This window comes from Klebsiella michiganensis (assembly GCA_000963575.1).
In the GTDB taxonomy this organism is placed as follows: domain Bacteria; phylum Pseudomonadota; class Gammaproteobacteria; order Enterobacterales; family Enterobacteriaceae; genus Cedecea; species Cedecea michiganensis_A.
Genome location: CP011077.1, coordinates 2,942,020 through 2,960,537 on the forward strand (window position 1 = coordinate 2,942,020; position 18,518 = coordinate 2,960,537).

At 54.5% G+C, this 18,518-nt stretch carries 16 protein-coding genes; 10 read left to right on the forward strand and 6 right to left on the reverse strand.

The features are described 5' to 3' along the window. Positions 1 to 137 precede the first annotated feature (137 nt). Positions 138 to 3,830: a hypothetical protein gene (locus tag VW41_13670; GenBank protein AJZ90000.1), complete on the reverse strand. Its 3,693-nt coding sequence runs from the start codon at positions 3,828 to 3,830 to the stop codon at positions 138 to 140. Between the two features lie 96 nt (positions 3,831 to 3,926). Continuing rightward, positions 3,927 to 4,775, reverse strand: a complete 849-nt coding sequence (locus tag VW41_13675; protein AJZ90001.1) for a flagellin — start codon at positions 4,773 to 4,775, stop codon at positions 3,927 to 3,929. 401 nt (positions 4,776 to 5,176) lie between these two features. Here VW41_13675 and VW41_13680 point away from each other — a divergent pair, with 401 nt between their 5' ends. The 4 genes from VW41_13680 (at position 5,177) to VW41_13695 (ending at position 8,942) form a co-directional block, all read left to right on the forward strand. Then, positions 5,177 to 6,604, forward strand: a complete 1,428-nt coding sequence (locus VW41_13680; GenBank protein ID AJZ90002.1) for a flagellar cap protein FliD — start codon at positions 5,177 to 5,179, stop codon at positions 6,602 to 6,604. Between the two features lie 9 nt (positions 6,605 to 6,613). Beyond that, the gene (gene fliS / locus VW41_13685; GenBank protein ID AJZ90003.1) at positions 6,614 to 7,024 is read left to right on the forward strand and encodes a flagellar protein FliS; all 411 of its coding nucleotides are present in this window, start codon (positions 6,614 to 6,616) and stop codon (positions 7,022 to 7,024) included. Continuing rightward, positions 7,024 to 7,386: a flagellar biosynthesis protein FliT gene (locus tag VW41_13690; GenBank protein AJZ90004.1), complete on the forward strand. Its 363-nt coding sequence runs from the start codon at positions 7,024 to 7,026 to the stop codon at positions 7,384 to 7,386. The genes fliS and VW41_13690 overlap by 1 nt, the downstream gene beginning before the upstream one ends. 68 nt (positions 7,387 to 7,454) lie before the next feature. Next, complete coding sequence (locus VW41_13695; protein AJZ90005.1) at positions 7,455 to 8,942, forward strand: cytoplasmic alpha-amylase; 1,488 nt, start codon at positions 7,455 to 7,457, stop codon at positions 8,940 to 8,942. 469 nt (positions 8,943 to 9,411) lie between these two features. On the opposite strand, the gene VW41_13700 is transcribed toward VW41_13695, so the two are convergent. Next, positions 9,412 to 9,828: a lipoprotein gene (locus tag VW41_13700; protein AJZ90006.1), complete on the reverse strand. Its 417-nt coding sequence runs from the start codon at positions 9,826 to 9,828 to the stop codon at positions 9,412 to 9,414. Between the two features lie 195 nt (positions 9,829 to 10,023). On the opposite strand from VW41_13700, the gene VW41_13705 reads away from it, so the two are divergent. Together VW41_13705 and VW41_13710 are read left to right on the forward strand one after the other, a co-directional pair. Then, positions 10,024 to 11,238 carry a hypothetical protein gene (locus VW41_13705; GenBank protein ID AJZ90007.1) on the forward strand — a complete coding sequence of 405 codons (1,215 nt, stop codon included), beginning with the start codon at positions 10,024 to 10,026 and terminating at the stop codon, positions 11,236 to 11,238. Continuing rightward, a complete protein-coding gene (locus tag VW41_13710) occupies positions 11,235 to 11,471 on the forward strand; it encodes a hypothetical protein (protein AJZ90008.1) in 237 nt (78 codons plus the stop codon). The genes VW41_13705 and VW41_13710 overlap by 4 nt, the downstream gene beginning before the upstream one ends. A gap of 31 nt (positions 11,472 to 11,502) precedes the next feature. On the opposite strand, the gene VW41_13715 is transcribed toward VW41_13710, so the two are convergent. The 3 genes from VW41_13715 to VW41_13725 form a co-directional block, all read right to left on the reverse strand. After that, the gene (locus tag VW41_13715) at positions 11,503 to 12,357 is read right to left on the reverse strand and encodes a DNA-binding protein (protein ID AJZ90009.1); all 855 of its coding nucleotides are present in this window, start codon (positions 12,355 to 12,357) and stop codon (positions 11,503 to 11,505) included. Positions 12,358 to 12,665: 308 nt separating this feature from the next. Further along, on the reverse strand, positions 12,666 to 12,968 hold the full coding sequence (locus VW41_13720) for a hypothetical protein (GenBank protein AJZ90010.1): 303 nt from the start codon (positions 12,966 to 12,968) through the stop codon (positions 12,666 to 12,668). Positions 12,969 to 13,236: 268 nt separating this feature from the next. Next, on the reverse strand, positions 13,237 to 13,554 hold the full coding sequence (locus VW41_13725) for a flagellar hook-basal body protein FliE (protein ID AJZ90011.1): 318 nt from the start codon (positions 13,552 to 13,554) through the stop codon (positions 13,237 to 13,239). 229 nt (positions 13,555 to 13,783) lie between these two features. Between VW41_13725 and VW41_13730 the strand changes: the two genes are divergently transcribed. From VW41_13730 to fliI, 4 genes are read left to right on the forward strand one after another with little or no spacing between them, the layout of a single operon-like run. Then, entirely contained in the window at positions 13,784 to 15,475 is a 1,692-nt protein-coding gene (locus tag VW41_13730; protein AJZ90012.1) for a flagellar M-ring protein FliF, read from the forward strand. Beyond that, positions 15,472 to 16,464: a flagellar motor switch protein G gene (gene fliG / locus VW41_13735; GenBank protein AJZ90013.1), complete on the forward strand. Its 993-nt coding sequence runs from the start codon at positions 15,472 to 15,474 to the stop codon at positions 16,462 to 16,464. The genes VW41_13730 and fliG overlap by 4 nt, the downstream gene beginning before the upstream one ends. Beyond that, on the forward strand, positions 16,457 to 17,152 hold the full coding sequence (gene fliH, locus VW41_13740) for a flagellar assembly protein H (GenBank protein AJZ90014.1): 696 nt from the start codon (positions 16,457 to 16,459) through the stop codon (positions 17,150 to 17,152). The genes fliG and fliH overlap by 8 nt, the downstream gene beginning before the upstream one ends. Beyond that, positions 17,152 to 18,510, forward strand: a complete 1,359-nt coding sequence (gene fliI / locus VW41_13745; protein AJZ90015.1) for an ATP synthase — start codon at positions 17,152 to 17,154, stop codon at positions 18,508 to 18,510. Before fliH ends, fliI begins: the two co-directional genes overlap by 1 nt. Positions 18,511 to 18,518 lie beyond the last annotated feature (8 nt).

An 18,518-nucleotide genomic window follows, 5' to 3' on the forward strand; every position in this document is an offset into this window, starting at 1 on the left:
TAAGCGGCTCACAGGCGCAGTATTACTTGTATTTTGACTCAGGCGGGATTAACTAAGGGAAGAATAACCGAAGGGATCGGGGGCTATATCCGGTCATTAACGCTTGCCCCGCAGGGCAAGCAGTCAATCATTAAACGTTAGCTTAACCAAGCCTGCTTCCAGTCGTTGAGCCCTTCATCCTGCAGCAGCCAGTCCTTGTGGATAGCCGCTCGCAGCTCATCACCGCGCTGGCTTAACGCCTGCCGGTCAGCAAGTTGCTCCCGAATAGCACTTAACCATGTGGCAAAACGGTTCGGCAGCCGGGTGACCGGTAAATCGCCGCGGTAAGGCTCAATGTCGGTACAGATAATCGGCACGCCGCAGGCGCCCAGTTCCAGCAGGCGAAGGTTGCTTTTGCATTCGTTAAATACGTTATTCTCCAGCGGCACCAAAGCAAGGTCCAGGTCCAGGGTACTGAGCTTTTCCGGGTAAAGCTCAAACGGCACCGCCAGATGGAATTCACAGCGAACCCCTTCCGGCTTCATGCCCATAAAGACCCAGTCTACCTCGTCCTCAAGCGCTTTCATGAGCGGCAGAAGTAGTTCGAGATCGCCCGTATGGCTACTGCCACCGGCCCAGCCTACTCGCGGTTTTTTACCTTCACGCTTGCGGCTTTTCAGGTGTGCCCACTGCTCAACGTTGAGGCGGTTTTGTGCCACCCGAATATCGCTGTGGAACTCACGATATGCATGAGCCAGCGGTTCCGTTGAAACCACCATCCAGTCAGCTTGCTCAGAAAGCAGCTGCAGCCGGCGCTGCATGTCTTTCGGCAAGCTCGAGGCCATAGCATTTTTCGCGGAGATATTCAGGTAGTTATCATCATACTCAATCACCAGACTGGCCGAACTCACCTTGCGGTACTGCTGCATCATCTCTGACATACGATCGTCAAGCGGAAGCTCCAGCAGCAATATATCAGGCTGAACGCTGGCGACTTCCATCACTGAAGGGAAGCCATGTATCACGCCGCCCTCAAGGCATAATGCGCGTTCCAGCGCCTGCCAGGGCTTCATCACCCGATAGTTGCCGCAGCCGGTCCAGTTAACGTGTGATGCCATCACCACCGGTAAGGGGTTGCCCGGCAGCGGAGGCTGAATACGCGCCGTGCGTGTTCCCAGCCGGAAAAGTGACCCAACGCGCGCCAGATGACCGCTGTAAAACGGATCTTTGGCCAGCGTTTTCCCCCATTTACCCTGCAGACGAACGAATATGTCGTCATCGGGGTGCGCCGCAATGCCAAATTTTTCCGTGAACAGACGCGTCGCGCCGCCCAAATGCTTCACGCGAGAGTCTGGTGTCCAGACGGTTAAATAGTGCAGTTCACGCAGGCGCAAACAAAAATCAACATCGGCTAAATAGACGGGGAAGTTTTGCTCATCGAACCCGCCAACCTCGGCAAACACATCGGCGCGCACCATCATGCAAGCTGCGCTTACGGCCGCTGCGCCGCGAGTCGTTTGAAGCCGCAACAGGAACCCGGCATCTTCGGCCCCTGCCCCCTGGTTGGCAACCTGAGTTCCCAGTCCAAGACCGTTGATAAACCCGCCATGTTCAACCCGCCCATCAGGGTATTCCAAACGTGCCCCTACCGCGCCGACCTCGGGGCGTAAAGCGTGGCGAAGCAGGCTGGTAAGCCAGTCGGCATCTACCAAGTGAGTATCGTTATTTAAGAACACCAGCACCTGGCCACGCGCCTGCGCTGCCGCCAGGTTATTTATTGCAGAGAAGTTAAACGGTTTATCCCAGCGGAAAACTCGAATGCTGTCAGGTGAGAAACCGGCCAGTTGATCGAGATAATCCCGGCAGTTTTCATCCTGCGAGTCATTATCAACCAGAATAATTTCATAATGCGGGTAACGCGTCACTTCAACCAATGACTCAATACACTGTCGGAGTAGCGGCAACTGATCCCGGGTCGGAATAATGATAGAAACCAGAGGTTCAACGGGCAGTGGGTATACAACCCGCAGCGCACCATTGTAGCCGTTGGCCTCAGCCTGAGCAGCAAGACCACAGCGCTGGAAATGGGCGTTCGTCACCTGCGCAAGCTCAGCGCTTATGTCCGGTTGTTTGATCAGGCTTTCTAGCCTGTGTGGGACATTTACCAGCACATCATTAACGTGCCCAAGGCTCACAGGACCATGCTTTTCAATCAGTTGCCAACAGAAATCTAAGCCAGCAAACAGCGAATATGACGCAGACAGCCCCCCGTGCTCTCGCCAGCTGTCGACGGTAATGAACAGCGTACTGCCGATGTAGGGCACGCTACGCAGCAAATCGATATCGCAGTCCGGCTTCAAAGAAAGCTGAGGCTCTCCGTGCTCGTCGATAACATATTCATCGCAATACCAGGCCCCTACCTTCGGCTCTCGCAGGCCGTATTCTGCGTAAAGTAATAAGGCGTGTGGCTCAAGTCTGGCTCCCGCAGTCAGCATTAAAATTCCGCGAGCATCCGTAACGTTGGCTAGCTGGTTAAGCGCCTGGCTGACGCCGTCTTTATCACTGATAAAGTTGATTCCCTCGACATCAAGCAGAGGACGTTGACTAATCACGGTCACGCTCTGCGCGGCCAGATGTTGAGCACTTAATGATTGCAGCGTGTGTGTCAGCTTGTCTGCATCACCGTCCGTATCAATGACCGCAACGGCTATCTGCCCAAACTCCGGGTATGACTGAATAAATGAGTGAAGAATTGCCATGCGGGTCGGGGAAGGTTTTCTGTCAGCCAGCCAGCTTTGTACAGAGATGTTTTCATGATCCAGCCCTTCCATCACCTTTCTGTGTAATTCCAGGCTGCGGCTTTCTTCATCATTAATGGACAGCGTTTCTGCCGGCGGAAGTCCCGCCACAATGCCACCGAGCAAGCGCTCAAGGTTGCACTGTTGACTAACCAGCTTTTGTAACTCCCGCGCCCATTTCTTCGCGCGAGCGTAACCGTCTATAACGGAACGAGCCCATTCGACAGGATCGCTGACCGCAATACCGTTACGGACGCTAAAGGCTACTTCAGCAAACCTGGCATAATTAGTCTGATTAAGGTAACCCGAGGTCGAATACCCATTCGACAGCACAACCGGAATACCCAGGCTCATCGCCTGCACGGCGAATCTGCCGGTAGTGATAATTAACGGGTAGCTTGCCATCAGTTCAGCGCTAACGGGCTCAACGGCAAAGTCCAGGTTATAGTAATGCAGCTCAATGCCCAAGGCCTTAAAAGCCTCGCTCTGACGTTCGCTGTCAGGAATGTTCCCGGAGTGGATAACCAGGGCGGTTTTTAATGCGCCATCGCGGGATGGAACATCACTATTAGCTGAAAACTCGGGTGAAAACGAAAGCGGTAGCGGCCTGAGCCTATTTGAATTAATGCCTTTATCGGCCAGCACAAAGTGCATTTGCGCGGAAAAATAAAGGCTTTGCCAGGCCAGGCGATTTTCCAGTTCGGCACCGTAGGGTAAATCTACATCTGCATAATAATCAAAGTGTTGAAAGATTACATTACCTTTGATTGCCTGTTTTTGCAGGGCAAAATTAAGCTGTTCGCTGACATAACCCTGGAAAATCCAGATAAGCTCATATTCAGCGCGCAGTTCATGTTCTGAAGGCGGTACAAAGCGGACATGTTGATGCTGGGCGTGGTTTTCCAGACGCGTCAGCCAATAGCGCCCCACCTTATTGGCGACCACATCGACCTGCCAGTTTTGCTGCAGGAAGTACTCGATAACATCGCAAAACGTCGTCTCGATTTGATTAAAATGTTCGAATTTATCAATGCAAATCAGGATGCTTTTCATAGTTTCCGTTTTTAATCAGAGAAGCGATGTCGCTAGTGTGAAACAAAAACCCGGCGGTTGCCGGGTTTTTTCTTAAAACTGAATCTGACGCTAAAATTAACGCAGCAGGGACAACATCGCCTGTGGAACCTGGTTTGCCTGAGACAGCACGGAAGTACCAGCCTGCTGCAGGATCTGCGCACGGCTCATGTTGGAAACTTCGGTCGCGTAGTCAGCATCCTGAATACGGGACTGTGCAGCAGACAGGTTGGTGATGGAGTTGCTCAAGTTATTAACGGTAGATTCGAAGCGGTTCTGCAGCGCACCCAGGTTAGAACGAGCGTTGTTCACTGCGGTCAGTGCGGTATCAACAGCTTTGGTAACATCGCTCGCGCCGCCGGAGGTAGCGATGGTAACAGTACCGCTCAGAACAGTGCCGGAAGCCAGGCCGCTTGCGCTTGCGTTGATCAGGGAATCGCTACCGATTTTGATGGTGTCGTTTGTAGAAGTGTTCGCGCCAACCTGGATGTTCACGCCGCCAGAAGCAGTACCGTCCAGCAGGTTTTTGCCGTTAAAGTTAGCGGAACCAGAGATACGGTTAATCTCCTGCAGACGCTGGTTGATTTCAGTGTTGATGGAATCCAGGTCGCTCTTCTGGTTGGTGCCGTTCGCTGCTTTAACAGACAGTTCACGGATACGCTGTAAGTTGGTGTTGATTTCGTTCAGGTTACCTTCGGTAGTCTGAATCAGAGAGATACCGTCGTTGGTGTTGCTGGCAGCCTGAGTCATCCCTTTAATCTGAGCGGTCATACGGTTGGCAATCGCCTGGCCAGCAGCATCGTCTTTCGCGCTGTTGATTTTCAGACCGGAAGACAGACGCTCGATAGCGGTACCCAGCGCAGACTGAGATTTGTTCAGGTTGTTCTGAGTGCTCAGGGACAGCAGGTTAGTATTGATAACTGACATAGTTTTAATTCCTTAAAAATTTGGGGTTTAGGTTCGGTGCCTAACACTCACGGCGTCTCTCACCGTCAACAAGGTTATCGACGCCCCCCGTTCCAACTTTAGAATTAATCATAAAAAAAATACTAACCAATTGATTTAAAATGAATTAAAACTTCAAAAACATCTTGATTTACGTGGATTTAATATTAAAAACAGACTGCGAACGAAATTTCAGTAAGAATATATTTTACCCAACGGGACAAGGTAGACATATATTAAGGCAAGCATATGACGCAATCGCTCTATAAGCCCCAATCCCACCAGCCTATTCCGCTGATTATTTTTTTCATTTCACAGTAAACTTTTCCCACTGCTCGCCGATAACTGACTGAAACTACCCATCGACTTTGAGGAAGACATGTATGGCTGGCATCAGTAATCTCAACGCAGGGAACAGTCTGGGATTGTCCGATCTCTATGACAAATTGGAAACTGCTGAAAAAACTAAACTGACAACAATTACCAATCAGCAAGCGACCTACAATGCCCAACTGAGCGCTTTTGGCAAGTTACAGAGTGCGCTACAAAACCTGCAGACGGCAACGGCTGCTCTGGGCAACAAAGACACATGGAGTTCAACAAACGTCAGCAGCACAAACACCGCGTTCAGCGTCACTACTGACAGTACCGCGACGCCGGGGAACTTTATCGTCAACGTAAATCAGGTCGCCAAAGCACAGGTATTGACCTCAGGCAGCTATGCCACAGGCACCGAGCTTCTGGGCAGCACGACCGGCGGTACGCGCACCCTGACCATTACGCAACCGGGCACAACCACCCCGCTGACGGTAAACCTTGCCGATGGAGATACCTCCCTGAATGGCATCGCGGGCGCCATTAATAAGGCAAACGGCAACGTCACCGCAAGCGTGGTAAAAGCAAGCGACGGCGATTACCGTCTGATGCTGACCTCGAAGACAACAGGTCTCAGCAGCGACATGACGGTGAAAGTCACCGGGGACGATACCCTTCAAGGCAAAATTGGCTACGACTCTACCAGCAAAACTGGCGCGCTGAACGTCTTAACCAATTCACAGAATGCCGTGGTAACGGTAAACAATATCAAGATTGAACGTCAGTCAAACACGATTTCTGACGCCTTCCCTGGTATGACCTTTACCCTGAAGTCGCAAAGCACTGCGGATGAAACGCTGACCGTCGATCGCGCAACGGACGCAAACAAAAAAGCCATTAATAACTGGGTGACGGCCTACAACTCGTTGCAGTCAACCATTACCAGCCTGACTAAGTACGTCAAGGTTGATGCAGGCAGCGACCAGTCATCCAACAACGGTGCGCTGTTGGGCGACAGTACGGTTCGTTCCGTACAATCTCAGCTTCGCAGCCAGTTGACCAACGTGCAAAGCGGCGCCATTGCCATCATGGCCCAGATTGGCGTAAACCAGGACACGGTGACGGGAGCAGACGGTACGCTGGGCAACCTGAAAGTCGACGACGCGGCATTAACAAAAATGTTGTCGGATAACCCTCAGGCAGTGCAGGCCTATTTCATCGGTGACGGAAAAACCACCGGCTTTGCAACTCAAATGAATAATACGTTGACCTCCATGTTAAGCACCACCTCAGGCAGCAGCGGCGTTATTCAGAATGCAAAAGACGGGATCAACAGTACGCTGAAAACCCTGAGCGATAACTACGACAAGATGTCTGCCTCTATTGATGCCACGATGGCTCGCTACAAGGCGCAGTTTACCAGTCTGAACACGTTAGTCAGCTCGTTGAACAACACGTCAACCTATCTGACTCAACAATTTAATAAGAGCAGCTAAGGAGCTGGTATGTATAACAACACTGGTGTTCAGGCCTACCAAAGCGTAGGGCTTGAAACGGCAGTCCTGAGCGCCAGTCCACATCAGCTGGTGGTCATTCTTTTCGATGGGGCACTCAGTTCCCTTGTACGGGCCCGCCTCTTCATCGAGCAAAATGACACTGCGGCCAAAGGGCAGGCCATCACCAGAGCGATTAATATTATCGATAATGGGCTAAAGGCTGGACTTAACATGGACGTGGGTGGCGATCTTCCACACAACCTGTCGGCACTTTATGAGTATATGGTCAAGCGTTTGCTTGAGGCGAATCTCTATAACGATGTCAGCATCATCGCCGAAGTTGAGGCCCTGCTGAACAATATCGCAAGCGCCTGGAAGCAAATCGGCCCAGGAACCTCACCCACGCAGGATTCTTTCTGATGAATGATTTCATCTCATCCCTTAATCACTGGCAGGCGCTGCAGGCGCTAAGTTATACAATGCTCAACCTGGCTCACTCAGGGAAATGGGATGAGCTGATTGAACAGGAAATTAAGTACGTCACGCTGGTGGAAGAGATTGCGCGCCATCCTCTTTCGCCCGGCAATACCTACTATCAGGATAAGGCGAAAGAGATCCTCTCCAGTATTCTGGCGAACGAGGCAGAACTTAAAGATCTCCTTAAGGGAAGAATGGAAGAACTGCGAGGGCTGATAGACCAATCCGGCAAGCAAAAATCACTCACCAACACCTATGGCGAACTGTCAGGGAATGTGCTTTTCCCACTGGATTTTAATCAATAGCCCTACGCCTGCGATGATTTGCACCATACTCCAGAGGTCAGCTAAATGACTTCTGGAGCGCGGACAAGATGACGAACCCCACCCTGTTACAGTTTTTCCACTGGTACACTCCCGGCAACGGAACGCTGTGGTCAGAAGTTGCGGACCGGGCGGCCAGCCTCAGCGACATCGGCATCAACATGGTTTGGCTTCCCCCGGCTTATAAAGGCAGCGCGGGCGGTTATTCAGTGGGCTACGACAGTTACGATCTCTTTGACCTCGGTGAGTTTGACCAGAAAGGCAGCGTCGCCACCAAGTACGGGGATAAAACGCAGCTGCTGGCGGCAATAGAGGCGCTGCGGAACAACGGCGTTTCGGTGCTGCTGGATGTGGTCGTGAACCATAAAATGGGCGCCGACGAAAAAGAACACATCCGCGTCAACCGGGTGAATGCCGATAACCGCAACGAGATCTCGCCTGAGGTTATCGACTGCGAGGCCTGGACCCGCTACACCTTCCCAGCCCGCGCCGGGCAATACTCAGAGTTCATCTGGGACTACAAATGCTTTAGCGGCGTGGATCATATTGAAAACCCCAATGAAGACGGCATCTTCAAAATCGTCAATGACTACACCGGCGAAGGCTGGAACGACCAGGTGGACGACGAGCTGGGGAATTTCGATTATCTGATGGGCGCCAATATCGACTTCCGTAACCATGCGGTGACCGAAGAGCTTAAATACTGGGCGCGCTGGGTGATGGCCCAGACGCACTGCAACGGCTTCCGGCTTGATGCCGTCAAACACATCCCGGCCTGGTTTTACAAAGCGTGGATTGAGCACGTCCAGGAAGTGGCGGACACGCCGCTGTTTATCGTGGCGGAATACTGGTCCCATGAAGTGGACAAGCTGCAGGAATATATTGCCCAGGTAGCAGGCAAAACCATGCTGTTTGACGCCCCTCTGCAGATGAAATTCCATGAGGCGTCCCGGCTTGGGCGCGACTACGACATGAGCCAGATTTTCACCGGCACGCTGGTTGAGGCCGACCCGTTCCACGCCGTCACGCTGGTGGCTAACCACGACACTCAGCCGCTGCAGGCGCTTGAAGCCCCCGTGGAGGCCTGGTTTAAACCGCTGGCCTATGCGCTAATTCTGCTGCGAGAAAACGGCGTACCGTCGGTGTTCTACCCCGATCTTTTTGGCGCAAGCTACGACGATGCCGGCGGCGACGGCCAGAACTACCACATTGATATGCCGGTCATTGAACAACTGGATGACCTGATTCATGCCCGGGAGCGCTTTGCCCACGGCGTGCAAACCCTGTGGTTTGATCACCCCAACTGCATCGCCTTCAGCCGCAGCGGCACGGCGGAAGCCCCGGGCTGCGTGGTCATCATGTCCAACGGCGATGAGGGCGAGAAGCACGTCACCCTAGGCGAAAATTTCGGTGAGAAGAACTGGCGTGATTATCTCGGCAATCGTGAGGAGACGGTGCGCACCGATGCAGCCGGCAGCGCAACCTTTACCTGCCACGGCGGCAGCGTCAGCGTTTGGGTGCTGGAGGATGTGCTGTGAGTTAGCTTCGTTCAACGCACCGCCCGGCAGTAGTCAATACCCTGTGACGCTGGATAAAAGTTCCGTTCACTTCCAGCCCTGTTTTATCTGTAGCTCCTGTACCGATGAACGTCTTAGGGGAGTCACCGTCACTCCCCTAAGAACCCGGACTCCCGGCCAAATAAATCGACCGCTGAAGCGGCAGACCTCCGTTTTATCTCCCAGTCCTGGGTCGGCTGAGATGCGTTCCCGACGCTCTCAACCTCCGGCCGTTCCCGACGGCCGGACCCTGGCCAGTCGGAGAGAAAACGGAGGCGATTTAAGCCGGAACCGTGCCTCGCTTTATGTTTAGCGCTGACTTAAAACGCAGCGTCGCTTCTTACCCTCACCCTAGCCCTCTCCCTAAAAGGGAGAGGGAATAAACCGTGTTCACAGCACCTGTTTCTCCCTCGCCCCTTTGGGGAGAGGGCCGGGGTGAGGGGATGTCTTATTATTTCGACAGTTTGCTATCCAGAGGATTTTTAGCCAGGAAATCAGCGCATTCCGGCGTCAAACGATCAACGCGCTTCAACGTCATCCCGGCGTACTCCAGCGTGTCACCGCTACGCTCGATGGCGTAAATTTCACGCTTGACGGTAACGTTGCGCAGATCGCCAGACAGATACGTCAACTTGCCCGGCACCCCAATCACCCGCTGCCACTGGCGGCAGTCCAGGGTATCACCCTGCGGCGTGACGACCAGGGAGGCAATCGCTTCGGGGCTAACCAACTTGCTCTGTGGCCCGCTGGACTGCCAGTAGCCAGCCATTCCGGCCGGGGCTTCAGTGCGCACCACCTGCTTATAATCTCTAACCTCGGCGCAGCCGCTCAGTGTTACCAGCGCCGCCAATACTAAAAGCTTCTTCATCGTCTATCCTGACTGCGGAGAAAAAATAATTCTGGCATTAAAGCCCGGGGCCTGCCAGCGATTCCTCCCGAGGAATAAAAATTGATCCAGATTGTTTTTTCATCTTTTCAGCCTGTTAAGCCCAAAAGATGCGCGTATTATTGCATCCTCTTTTGCCCGCAGCGGCACGTTCTTCTGAGTTCAGAGGCGAAAACAATGACCTGGCACTCCTTTAAACACCAATACCTGGTTACCTTCTGGAAACCGATGCCCGCCGTGGTAGCGGCCGGGATCCTCTCCACCTATTACTTCGGCATCACCGGCACCTTCTGGGCCGTCACCGGGGAGTTCACCCGCTGGGGCGGCCAGCTCCTGCAACTGATGGGCATTCACGCCGAAGAATGGGGTTACTACAAGCTAATTCACCTCGACGGCAGTCCGCTGACCCGTATCGACGGCATGATGATCATCGGCATGTTTGGCGGCTGTTTCGCCGCCGCGCTATGGGCCAATAACGTTAAACTCCGCCTGCCCCAGCACCGTATCCGTATCATTCAGGCCGTGCTCGGCGGGATCATTGCCGGCTTCGGCGCGAGGCTGGCGATGGGCTGCAACCTTGCCGCGTTCTTTACCGGGATCCCTCAGTTCTCGCTGCACGCCTGGTTTTTCGCCCTCGCGACCGCCATCGGCTGCTGGTTTGGCGCGCGCTTCACGCTGCTGCCGATGTTCCGCATCCCGGTCAAGCTGCAAAAAGTGTCTGCCGCCTCCCCGCTCACGCAGCAGCCAGGACGCGCTAAGCGCCGCTTCCGCATCGGGATGCTGGTGTTTATCGGCATGCTCGGCTGGGGCGGCTTGACCGCCATAAACCAGCCGAAACTCGGCCTCGCCATGCTGTTTGGCGTCGGCTTTGGGCTACTAATTGAACGCGCCCAAATTTGTTTCACCTCTGCCTTCCGCGACATGTGGATCACCGGGCGCACCCACATGGCGAAAGCGATTATTCTGGGCATGGCGGTCAGTGCCATTGGCATCTTCAGCTACGTGCAGCTTGGCGTGGAAGCCAAAATTATGTGGGCGGGGCCGAACGCGGTTATCGGCGGCCTGCTGTTTGGCTTTGGCATTGTGCTGGCAGGCGGCTGTGAAACCGGCTGGATGTATCGCGCAGTTGAAGGCCAGGTGCATTACTGGTGGGTTGGTCTCGGCAACGTTATCGGCTCAACGCTGCTGGCCTGGTTCTGGGATGACATCTCCCCTGCGCTGGCCACCAGCTGGGATAAGGTCAACCTGCTGGACACCTTTGGGCCACTTGGCGGGCTGCTGATGACCTACCTGATGCTGCTCGCCGCTTACCTGCTGATTGTCGGCTGGGAAAAACGCTTTTTCCGCCGTAAAAACCAGGCTATCACCACTACAACAGGAGAAACCGCATGAGCCAGACTATCGTCCCTGATTACCGACTGGACATGGTGGGTGAGCCTTGCCCTTACCCGGCCGTTGCCACGCTTGAGGCGATGCCACAGCTGAAAAAAGGCGAGATTCTGGAAGTGGTGAGCGACTGCCCGCAGTCTATCAATAACATCCCGCTGGACGCCAAAAACCACGGCTATACGGTGCTGGATATTCAGCAGGATGGCCCAACTATTCGCTATCTTATTCAGCGTTAATCATGAAAGGGGCAGATCCTTGCCCCTGTGACTAACGAACCGGCTTCACCCATGCCCCGGAGTCCAGCAGAAAACGCTCTGCGCTGGCAATCTTCTGCACCGCCCTGTCCCCATGCTTAGCCACCAGCATCGCCAGCAAACACTCGGCAATCCCCATGGCCGACACTACGGAAGGAAAGAACGACGGGCTGTGCGCGGAGAAATAGAGCGTGCTGGTGGCGTGCTCCGCGAGCGGGGAAAGAGGGGAATCCGTCAGCGCAACGATTTTGCTCCCGGCCTGCCTCGCCGCACCCAACACATCAAGCGATTCACGCGAGTATGGCGCAAACCCTATCATCAGCACGACATCCCTTGGCGTCAGTTCACGGGTAAAAATTTCGTAATTGCTCGCCTGTCCATCGATAAGCGACACGTTCTTATTAAACAGCCGATAGATATAAAACAGCGTATAGGCTACGGAATAGCTGGCCCGGAAACCACACACATAGACATGCTCGGCGGCATCCAGAACATTAACCGCCTCTTCCATTGCCTGCGGGTTTTCAGCCTCGGTGTGGGAAAGATTCACCCCATGGGCGTCAAATACTTCCTGATAGAGTGAGGTCGATCTGCCCTTATCCACCAGCTTTTCCGCCCTTGCCTGATGTGTTTCATGGCTCAGGCCCAGTTCCTGAATAAACGCGGCTTTGAACTCTCCCCAGCCGATATAGCCCAGACGCTGAGCCAGGCGCAGCAGCGTGGCGGGCTTGACGCCGATGCGTGATGCAAAAGCACGCATTGAAAGCGCAATTAAGTCCTTCGCGTTATGCAGAATCAACTCTGCGGCCCGCTGCAGTTCGGGGGTTAATGTCTCGTAATGTGCTTCTAGATTTTGTTGTGGGGTCATAGGCTGACAGGACGCTCCCATTTAAACCGGAAATCCCTTCCGGCATCGTGAAGGTATCGTCCTGATAGTGCAGTGAAATGACTTTATTCGTCAAATAAATGCACATACCGCACGGAGATTGCGTATAAAAAAGAGGCATTACTCAACTAAATAGCGGCCGTGACACAACGGCTCCGCGCAGCAGGACATACTATAGGGAACTTTCAGGAAAATGCTTATGACTGAAGAACAGAGCCAAGAATTAAAGAAAAATAAATCAGCGATGGCAGCTAAAAAATACCTGCTCTTAATTTTTTGTATCACCTGATTTATTTTATCAAAACGCTTTTTTCAACCGCATTTTTGGCAAACTCATTCATACCAATAAAATAAATCAATAAAAAAATCATAGTGGTGGCAAAAAGTCTTAACGTAAACGCCGAGAACATGTAATCAAAGAAAAAAGAACAAAAAACGCCAACAGAGAGCTGAAGCGAAGCATACCAGAACATCGCAATCTTTTTCCGATGCGTTGGTTTCCTGGAAAACTCAAAGACATAAAATCTGTTCGGCATGAACTTTGTACTAAAAAAAATAAACAAGCTCACCAGCATCAAAATGATAATAGCCACCCACCCTGGAGTGTTTGAAAATATTCCATCCGGTGAGGATTTAACTATGGAATAAATTGACACGCCGGCCAGCGAAGTACAAAGCGCCAATAAATTAGCTCGAAGTCCATTGTAGTAGTAATCATTCCCTTCTAAAGGAATTTCATAACACTTCATCATGTCTACTCTTAAAAAGTGACTATCTGGGTGAGGAAGTCATTCGCTACGTCAAACTGGAGCAAAAACGTTTTGCTCCGGCCTGAAATCAGTAAGCAAATCAGCCCATGCATTAAACCTGCATGTTCATCACTTCCTGGTAGGCAGCAACCAGTTTGTTGCGCACCTGAATACCCATTGCCAGCGAAACGGAAGATTTCTGCAGATCCACCATGACATCGTTCAGCGCGACGCCCGGCGTACCGAGAGCAAATTTCTCCGCCTGGACACGCGCGGTGTTGGAGGTTTCGCTTATCCGTCCTAAAGCGGCCTGCAGCTCGCCGGCAAAACTTACCGTTGGCGCGGAGGTAGCCGATGCCGCAGGATTGGTCGCCGACAGCGCGGTCGCCTGAAGTTGTTGCAGTACGCCCTCGATACCCTGAATAGCCATGTTTACGCCCCATTTGTATTAAGCCGGTGAAGATTATCACCTTGTCAATAGGATAAAGGCGTTAAATAGACGTAAAAAATAGAGCTAATTCAGCCATCGAAATTTCCTGAAACGAAAATAATGACACTGCCATCCATATGGAACTTTTGTCGTGTTTGTCGACCCGGGAGTCTGTCTTGTTCACTCTTTACTTAGAATTTTTTGTCAACGCTAAGCCGCGAGGTGCGGAATGACCACTGCTGCTCAGGCACAAACGCCGCAAAACAAGACTCTTGAGTGGTTAAATCGCCTTCGCGCGAATCCAAGGATCCCGCTGATGATGGGCGGTGCCGCCGCCGTTGCCGTGCTGGTGGCCCTGGTGCTTTGGGCAAAATCTCCCGATTACCGCGTGCTTTACAGCAACCTCGCCGATCAGGACGGAGGCGCGATTGTTACCCAGCTTCAGCAAATGAATATTCCCTACCGTTTCTCAGACAACGGTAGCGCCATCATGGTCCCGGCAGACAACGTTTACGATCTGCGTCTGCGTCTGGCTCAGCAGGGCCTGCCTAAGGGCGGTGCCGTCGGCTTCGAGCTTCTGGATCAGGAAAAATTTGGTATCAGTCAGTTTAGTGAGCAAGTGAACTACCAGCGTGCGCTGGAAGGCGAACTGGCCCGCACCATTGAAACCCTTGGCCCGGTGAAGAATGCCCGCGTACATCTCGCCATGCCAAAACCTTCCCTGTTTGTTCGTGAGCAAAAATCCCCTTCCGCGTCCGTTACTCTGAGCCTTGAGCCTGGCCGCGCACTGGATGAAGGGCAAATCAATGCCGTGGTGCATATGGTTTCCAGCGCGGTGGCTGGCTTGCCGCCGGGTAACGTTACGCTGGTCGATCAGGGTGGCCACCTGCTGACCCAGTCGAACAACGCCGGACGCGACCTTAACGACGCCCAGCTCAAATACGCCACTGACGTAGAGAGCCGCTACCAGCGCCGCATTGAATCTATCCTTGGCCCGATTGTCGGCAACGGCAATGTGCATGCCCAGGTCACCGCCCAGATTGATTTTGCCAACAAAGAACAAACCGAAGAGCAGTATCGCCCTAATGGCGACCCGGCCCAGACCGCGATCCGTTCTCGTCAGCTGAACCAGACCTCTCAGGTCAACGGCCAGTTCCCGGGCGGCGTGCCCGGGGCGCTCTCCAACCAGCCGGCTCCGGCAAACACGGCGCCGATTTCTACGCCACCACAAAACAACCAGAACAATCAGCAGGCCAATAACGGCCAGCAGAACCAGACTTCCACCACCAGCCAGAACGGCAGCAGCAACACGTCGCGTGACGAAACCACCAACTATGAAGTGGACCGCACCATCCGTCACACCAAGCTGAACGTGGGGGATATTCAGCGTCTGTCCGTTGCCGTGGTGGTGAACTACCGCCAGTTGGCCGACGGTAAACCTCTGCCGCTCACTGCCGACCAGATGAAGCAGATTGAAAACCTGACGCGTGAAGCCATGGGGTATTCCGAAGCCCGCGGGGACACCCTGAACGTGGTTAACTCGCAGTTTACCGCTACCGACGACGACATCGGCAGCAGCCTGCCATTCTGGAAGTCTCCGGCCTTCTTCGACATGCTGCTCTCCGCAGGTCGCTGGCTGATTGTGCTGATTGTAGGCTGGGTACTGTGGCGTAAAGCGATTCGTCCACAGCTCACCCGTCGCGCGGAAATTCTGAAAGCTGCCAGCGAAGCGAAAGAGAGCCGTAAAGCCGAAGAAGAAGCCGTCGCCGTTACGCTTAGCCGCGATGAACAGCAGCAGCAGCGTAAGGCTAACCAGCGCCTGAGCGCCGAAGTCATGAGTCAGCGTATTCGTGATATGTCCGACAACGATCCTCGCGTAGTTGCGCTGGTGATCCGCCAATGGATGAGTACTGAAATATGAGTATTACCGGAACAGAAAAGAGCGCCATCCTGCTGATGACCATTGGCGAAGACCGCGCCGCTGAGGTGTTCAAGCACCTCAGCCCGCGTGAAGTACAGCATTTAAGTGCGGCGATGGCTAACACCCATCAAATTTCAAACAAACTGCTGACCGAAGTGTTGGCCGAGTTTGAACAAGAAGCCGAACAGTTCGCCGCGCTGAGCATCAATGCCAACGACTATCTGCGTACCGTATTGATCAAAGCGCTGGGCGAAGAGCGTGCCTCCAGCCTGCTGGAAGATATTCTCGAAACCCGCGATACCACCAGCGGCATCGAAACGCTCAACTTTATGGAGCCACAGAGCGCCGCCGATCTTATTCGCGACGAACACCCGCAGATCATCGCCACCATCCTGGTTCACCTCAAGCGTGGTCAGGCGGCAGATATTCTGGCGCTGTTCGACGAACGCCTGCGCAACGACGTGATGCTGCGTATCGCCACCTTTGGTGGTGTCCAGCCGGCCGCGCTGGCTGAGCTGACCGAAGTCCTGAACAACCTGCTCGACGGCCAGAATCTCAAGCGCAGCAAAATGGGCGGCGTGAGGACGGCAGCGGAAATTATCAACCTGATGAAAACCCAGCAGGAAGAAGCCGTTATTACCGCCGTGCGCGACTTCGACGGCGAGCTGGCACAGAAAATTATCGACGAGATGTTCCTGTTCGAAAACCTCGTGGCCGTGGACGACCGCAGCATCCAGCGTCTTCTGCAGGAAGTGGAGTCCGAGTCTCTGCTTATCGCCCTCAAAGGTGCAGAACAGGCGCTGCGCGAGAAGTTCCTGCGCAACATGTCCCAGCGTGCTGCGGACATCCTGCGCGACGACCTTGCCAACCGTGGTCCGGTTCGTCTGTCGCAGGTGGAAAACGAACAGAAAGCTATCCTGCTTATCGTGCGTCGCCTGGCGGAAACCGGCGAGATGGTGATCGGCACCAGCGAGGATACCTATGTCTAATACGCTGCCATGGAAACGCTGGACGCCTGAAGACCTCGCCTTCCCTACGCCGGTTTTCGAAGAGATTGTGATGCCGGAAGCGGCAGCCGAGCAGGAAGAGCCGGAAAGCGAGCCGGATCGCCAGCAGACGCTGGCGATGATGCAGGCTCAGGCCCGTGAGCAAGGCCACAGCGCGGGTTTTGCCGCCGGGCACGATCAGGGCGTGGAAGAAGGCCGTAAAGCGGGCTTCCAGCAGGGGCTTGAACAGGGCATCAATGAAGCCCGCCAGCAGCAAGCACCGGTTCACGCCCGGATGCAGCAATTGGTCAGCGAATTCCAGTACACGCTTGATGCGCTGGACAGCGTGATCGCTTCCCGCCTGATGCAAATGGCGCTGGAAGCCGCACGTCAGGTCATTGGCCAGACGCCAGCCGTGGATAACAACGCGCTGATCAAACAGATTCAGGGGTTGCTCATGCAGGAACCACTGTTTAGCGGCAAACCGCAGCTGCGCGTCCACCCGGATGACCTACAGCGGGTAGAGGAGATGCTGGGCGCGACGCTGAGCCTGCACGGCTGGCGTTTGCGCGGTGACCCAAGTCTGCACCAGGGCGGCTGCAAAGTCTCCGCCGATGAAGGCGACCTTGATGCCAGCGTAGCCACCCGCTGGCAAGAGCTGTGCCGGCTGGCCGCCCCGGGAGTGCTCTGATGACCGCGCGCCTGACCCGCTGGCTGAACACGCTCGATAATTTTGAAGCGCGGATGGGCGAACTGCCGTCCGTTCGCCGCTATGGTCGCCTGACGCGTGCCACTGGCCTGGTTCTGGAAGCCACCGGCCTGCAGCTGGCGCTCGGCGCGACCTGCATCATTGAACAGCATGACCGGGAAGTTGAATGTGAAGTCGTGGGCTTCAACGGCCATAAACTGTTCCTGATGCCGCTGGAAGAAGTTGAAGGCATTCTGCCCGGGGCCCGGGTTTATGCCCGCTCCGCAACATCAGAAGGCCTGCACAGCGGTAAAAAGTTGCCGCTTGGCCCGGCCCTGCTGGGCCGCGTGCTTGACGGCAGTGGACGCCCGCTTGATGGCCTGCCTTCGCCGGACACCGGCCTGACGGGTGCACTGGGCGCGGCACCGTTTAACCCGCTTCAGCGCACGCCAATTGAGCATGTCCTCGATGTGGGTGTACGCCCGATTAACGCCCTGCTTACCGTGGGCCGCGGCCAGCGTATGGGCCTGTTTGCCGGGTCAGGCGTAGGTAAAAGCGTCCTGCTTGGCATGATGGCGCGTTACACCCAGGCCGATGTGATTGTCGTGGGCCTGATAGGCGAGCGTGGTCGGGAAGTAAAAGACTTTATCGAGAACATTCTCGGTGCCGAAGGCCGGGCACGTTCGGTAGTAATTGCCGCCCCGGCGGACGTTTCGCCGCTGCTGCGTATGCAGGGTGCCGCCTACGCAACAAGAATTGCCGAGGACTTCCGCGATCGCGGCCAGCACGTCCTGCTGATTATGGATTCACTCACGCGTTACGCGATGGCCCAGCGTGAAATCGCCCTCGCCATCGGCGAACCGCCGGCCACCAAAGGCTATCCGCCTTCGGTGTTTGCCAAGCTCCCGGCGCTGGTCGAGCGCGCGGGGAACGGCATTCACGGCGGGGGCTCAATTACCGCGTTTTATACCGTACTCACCGAAGGCGACGATCAGCAAGACCCGATTGCCGACTCCGCGCGAGCCATTCTTGACGGCCACATTGTGCTGTCGCGCCGCCTGGCAGAAGCGGGCCACTACCCGGCCATCGACATCGAAGCTTCTATCAGCCGGGCCATGACATCGTTGATTACCGAGCAGCATTACGCCCGGGTACGTCGTTTTAAACAGTTGTTATCCAGCTTCCAGCGCAACCGTGATTTGGTGAGCGTGGGGGCTTACGCCAAAGGCAGCGATCCGATGCTCGATAAGGCCATTGAACTGTGGCCGCATCTTGAAGCCTTCCTGCAACAAGGCATTTTTGAACGCGCAAACTGGGAAGAAGCCAGCCTCGCACTGGAGACGCTTTTTCCCGCGGTTTGATGAGAGGT

Excerpts from the sequence above, each read along its gene's own strand:
- VW41_13670 (AJZ90000.1), bottom strand. The coding sequence starts at position 3,830 with ATGAAAAGCATCCTGATTTGCATTGATAAATTCGAACATTTTAATCAA.
- VW41_13675 (AJZ90001.1), bottom strand. The coding sequence starts at position 4,775 with ATGTCAGTTATCAATACTAACCTGCTGTCCCTGAGCACTCAGAACAAC.
- VW41_13680 (AJZ90002.1), top strand. The coding sequence starts at position 5,177 with ATGGCTGGCATCAGTAATCTCAACGCAGGGAACAGTCTGGGATTGTCC.
- fliS (AJZ90003.1), top strand. The coding sequence starts at position 6,614 with ATGTATAACAACACTGGTGTTCAGGCCTACCAAAGCGTAGGGCTTGAA.
- VW41_13690 (AJZ90004.1), top strand. The coding sequence starts at position 7,024 with ATGAATGATTTCATCTCATCCCTTAATCACTGGCAGGCGCTGCAGGCG.
- VW41_13695 (AJZ90005.1), top strand. The coding sequence starts at position 7,455 with ATGACGAACCCCACCCTGTTACAGTTTTTCCACTGGTACACTCCCGGC.
- VW41_13700 (AJZ90006.1), bottom strand. The coding sequence starts at position 9,828 with ATGAAGAAGCTTTTAGTATTGGCGGCGCTGGTAACACTGAGCGGCTGC.
- VW41_13705 (AJZ90007.1), top strand. The coding sequence starts at position 10,024 with ATGACCTGGCACTCCTTTAAACACCAATACCTGGTTACCTTCTGGAAA.
- VW41_13710 (AJZ90008.1), top strand. The coding sequence starts at position 11,235 with ATGAGCCAGACTATCGTCCCTGATTACCGACTGGACATGGTGGGTGAG.
- VW41_13715 (AJZ90009.1), bottom strand. The coding sequence starts at position 12,357 with ATGACCCCACAACAAAATCTAGAAGCACATTACGAGACATTAACCCCC.
- VW41_13725 (AJZ90011.1), bottom strand. The coding sequence starts at position 13,554 with ATGGCTATTCAGGGTATCGAGGGCGTACTGCAACAACTTCAGGCGACC.
- VW41_13730 (AJZ90012.1), top strand. The coding sequence starts at position 13,784 with ATGACCACTGCTGCTCAGGCACAAACGCCGCAAAACAAGACTCTTGAG.
- fliG (AJZ90013.1), top strand. The coding sequence starts at position 15,472 with ATGAGTATTACCGGAACAGAAAAGAGCGCCATCCTGCTGATGACCATT.
- fliH (AJZ90014.1), top strand. The coding sequence starts at position 16,457 with ATGTCTAATACGCTGCCATGGAAACGCTGGACGCCTGAAGACCTCGCC.
- fliI (AJZ90015.1), top strand. The coding sequence starts at position 17,152 with ATGACCGCGCGCCTGACCCGCTGGCTGAACACGCTCGATAATTTTGAA.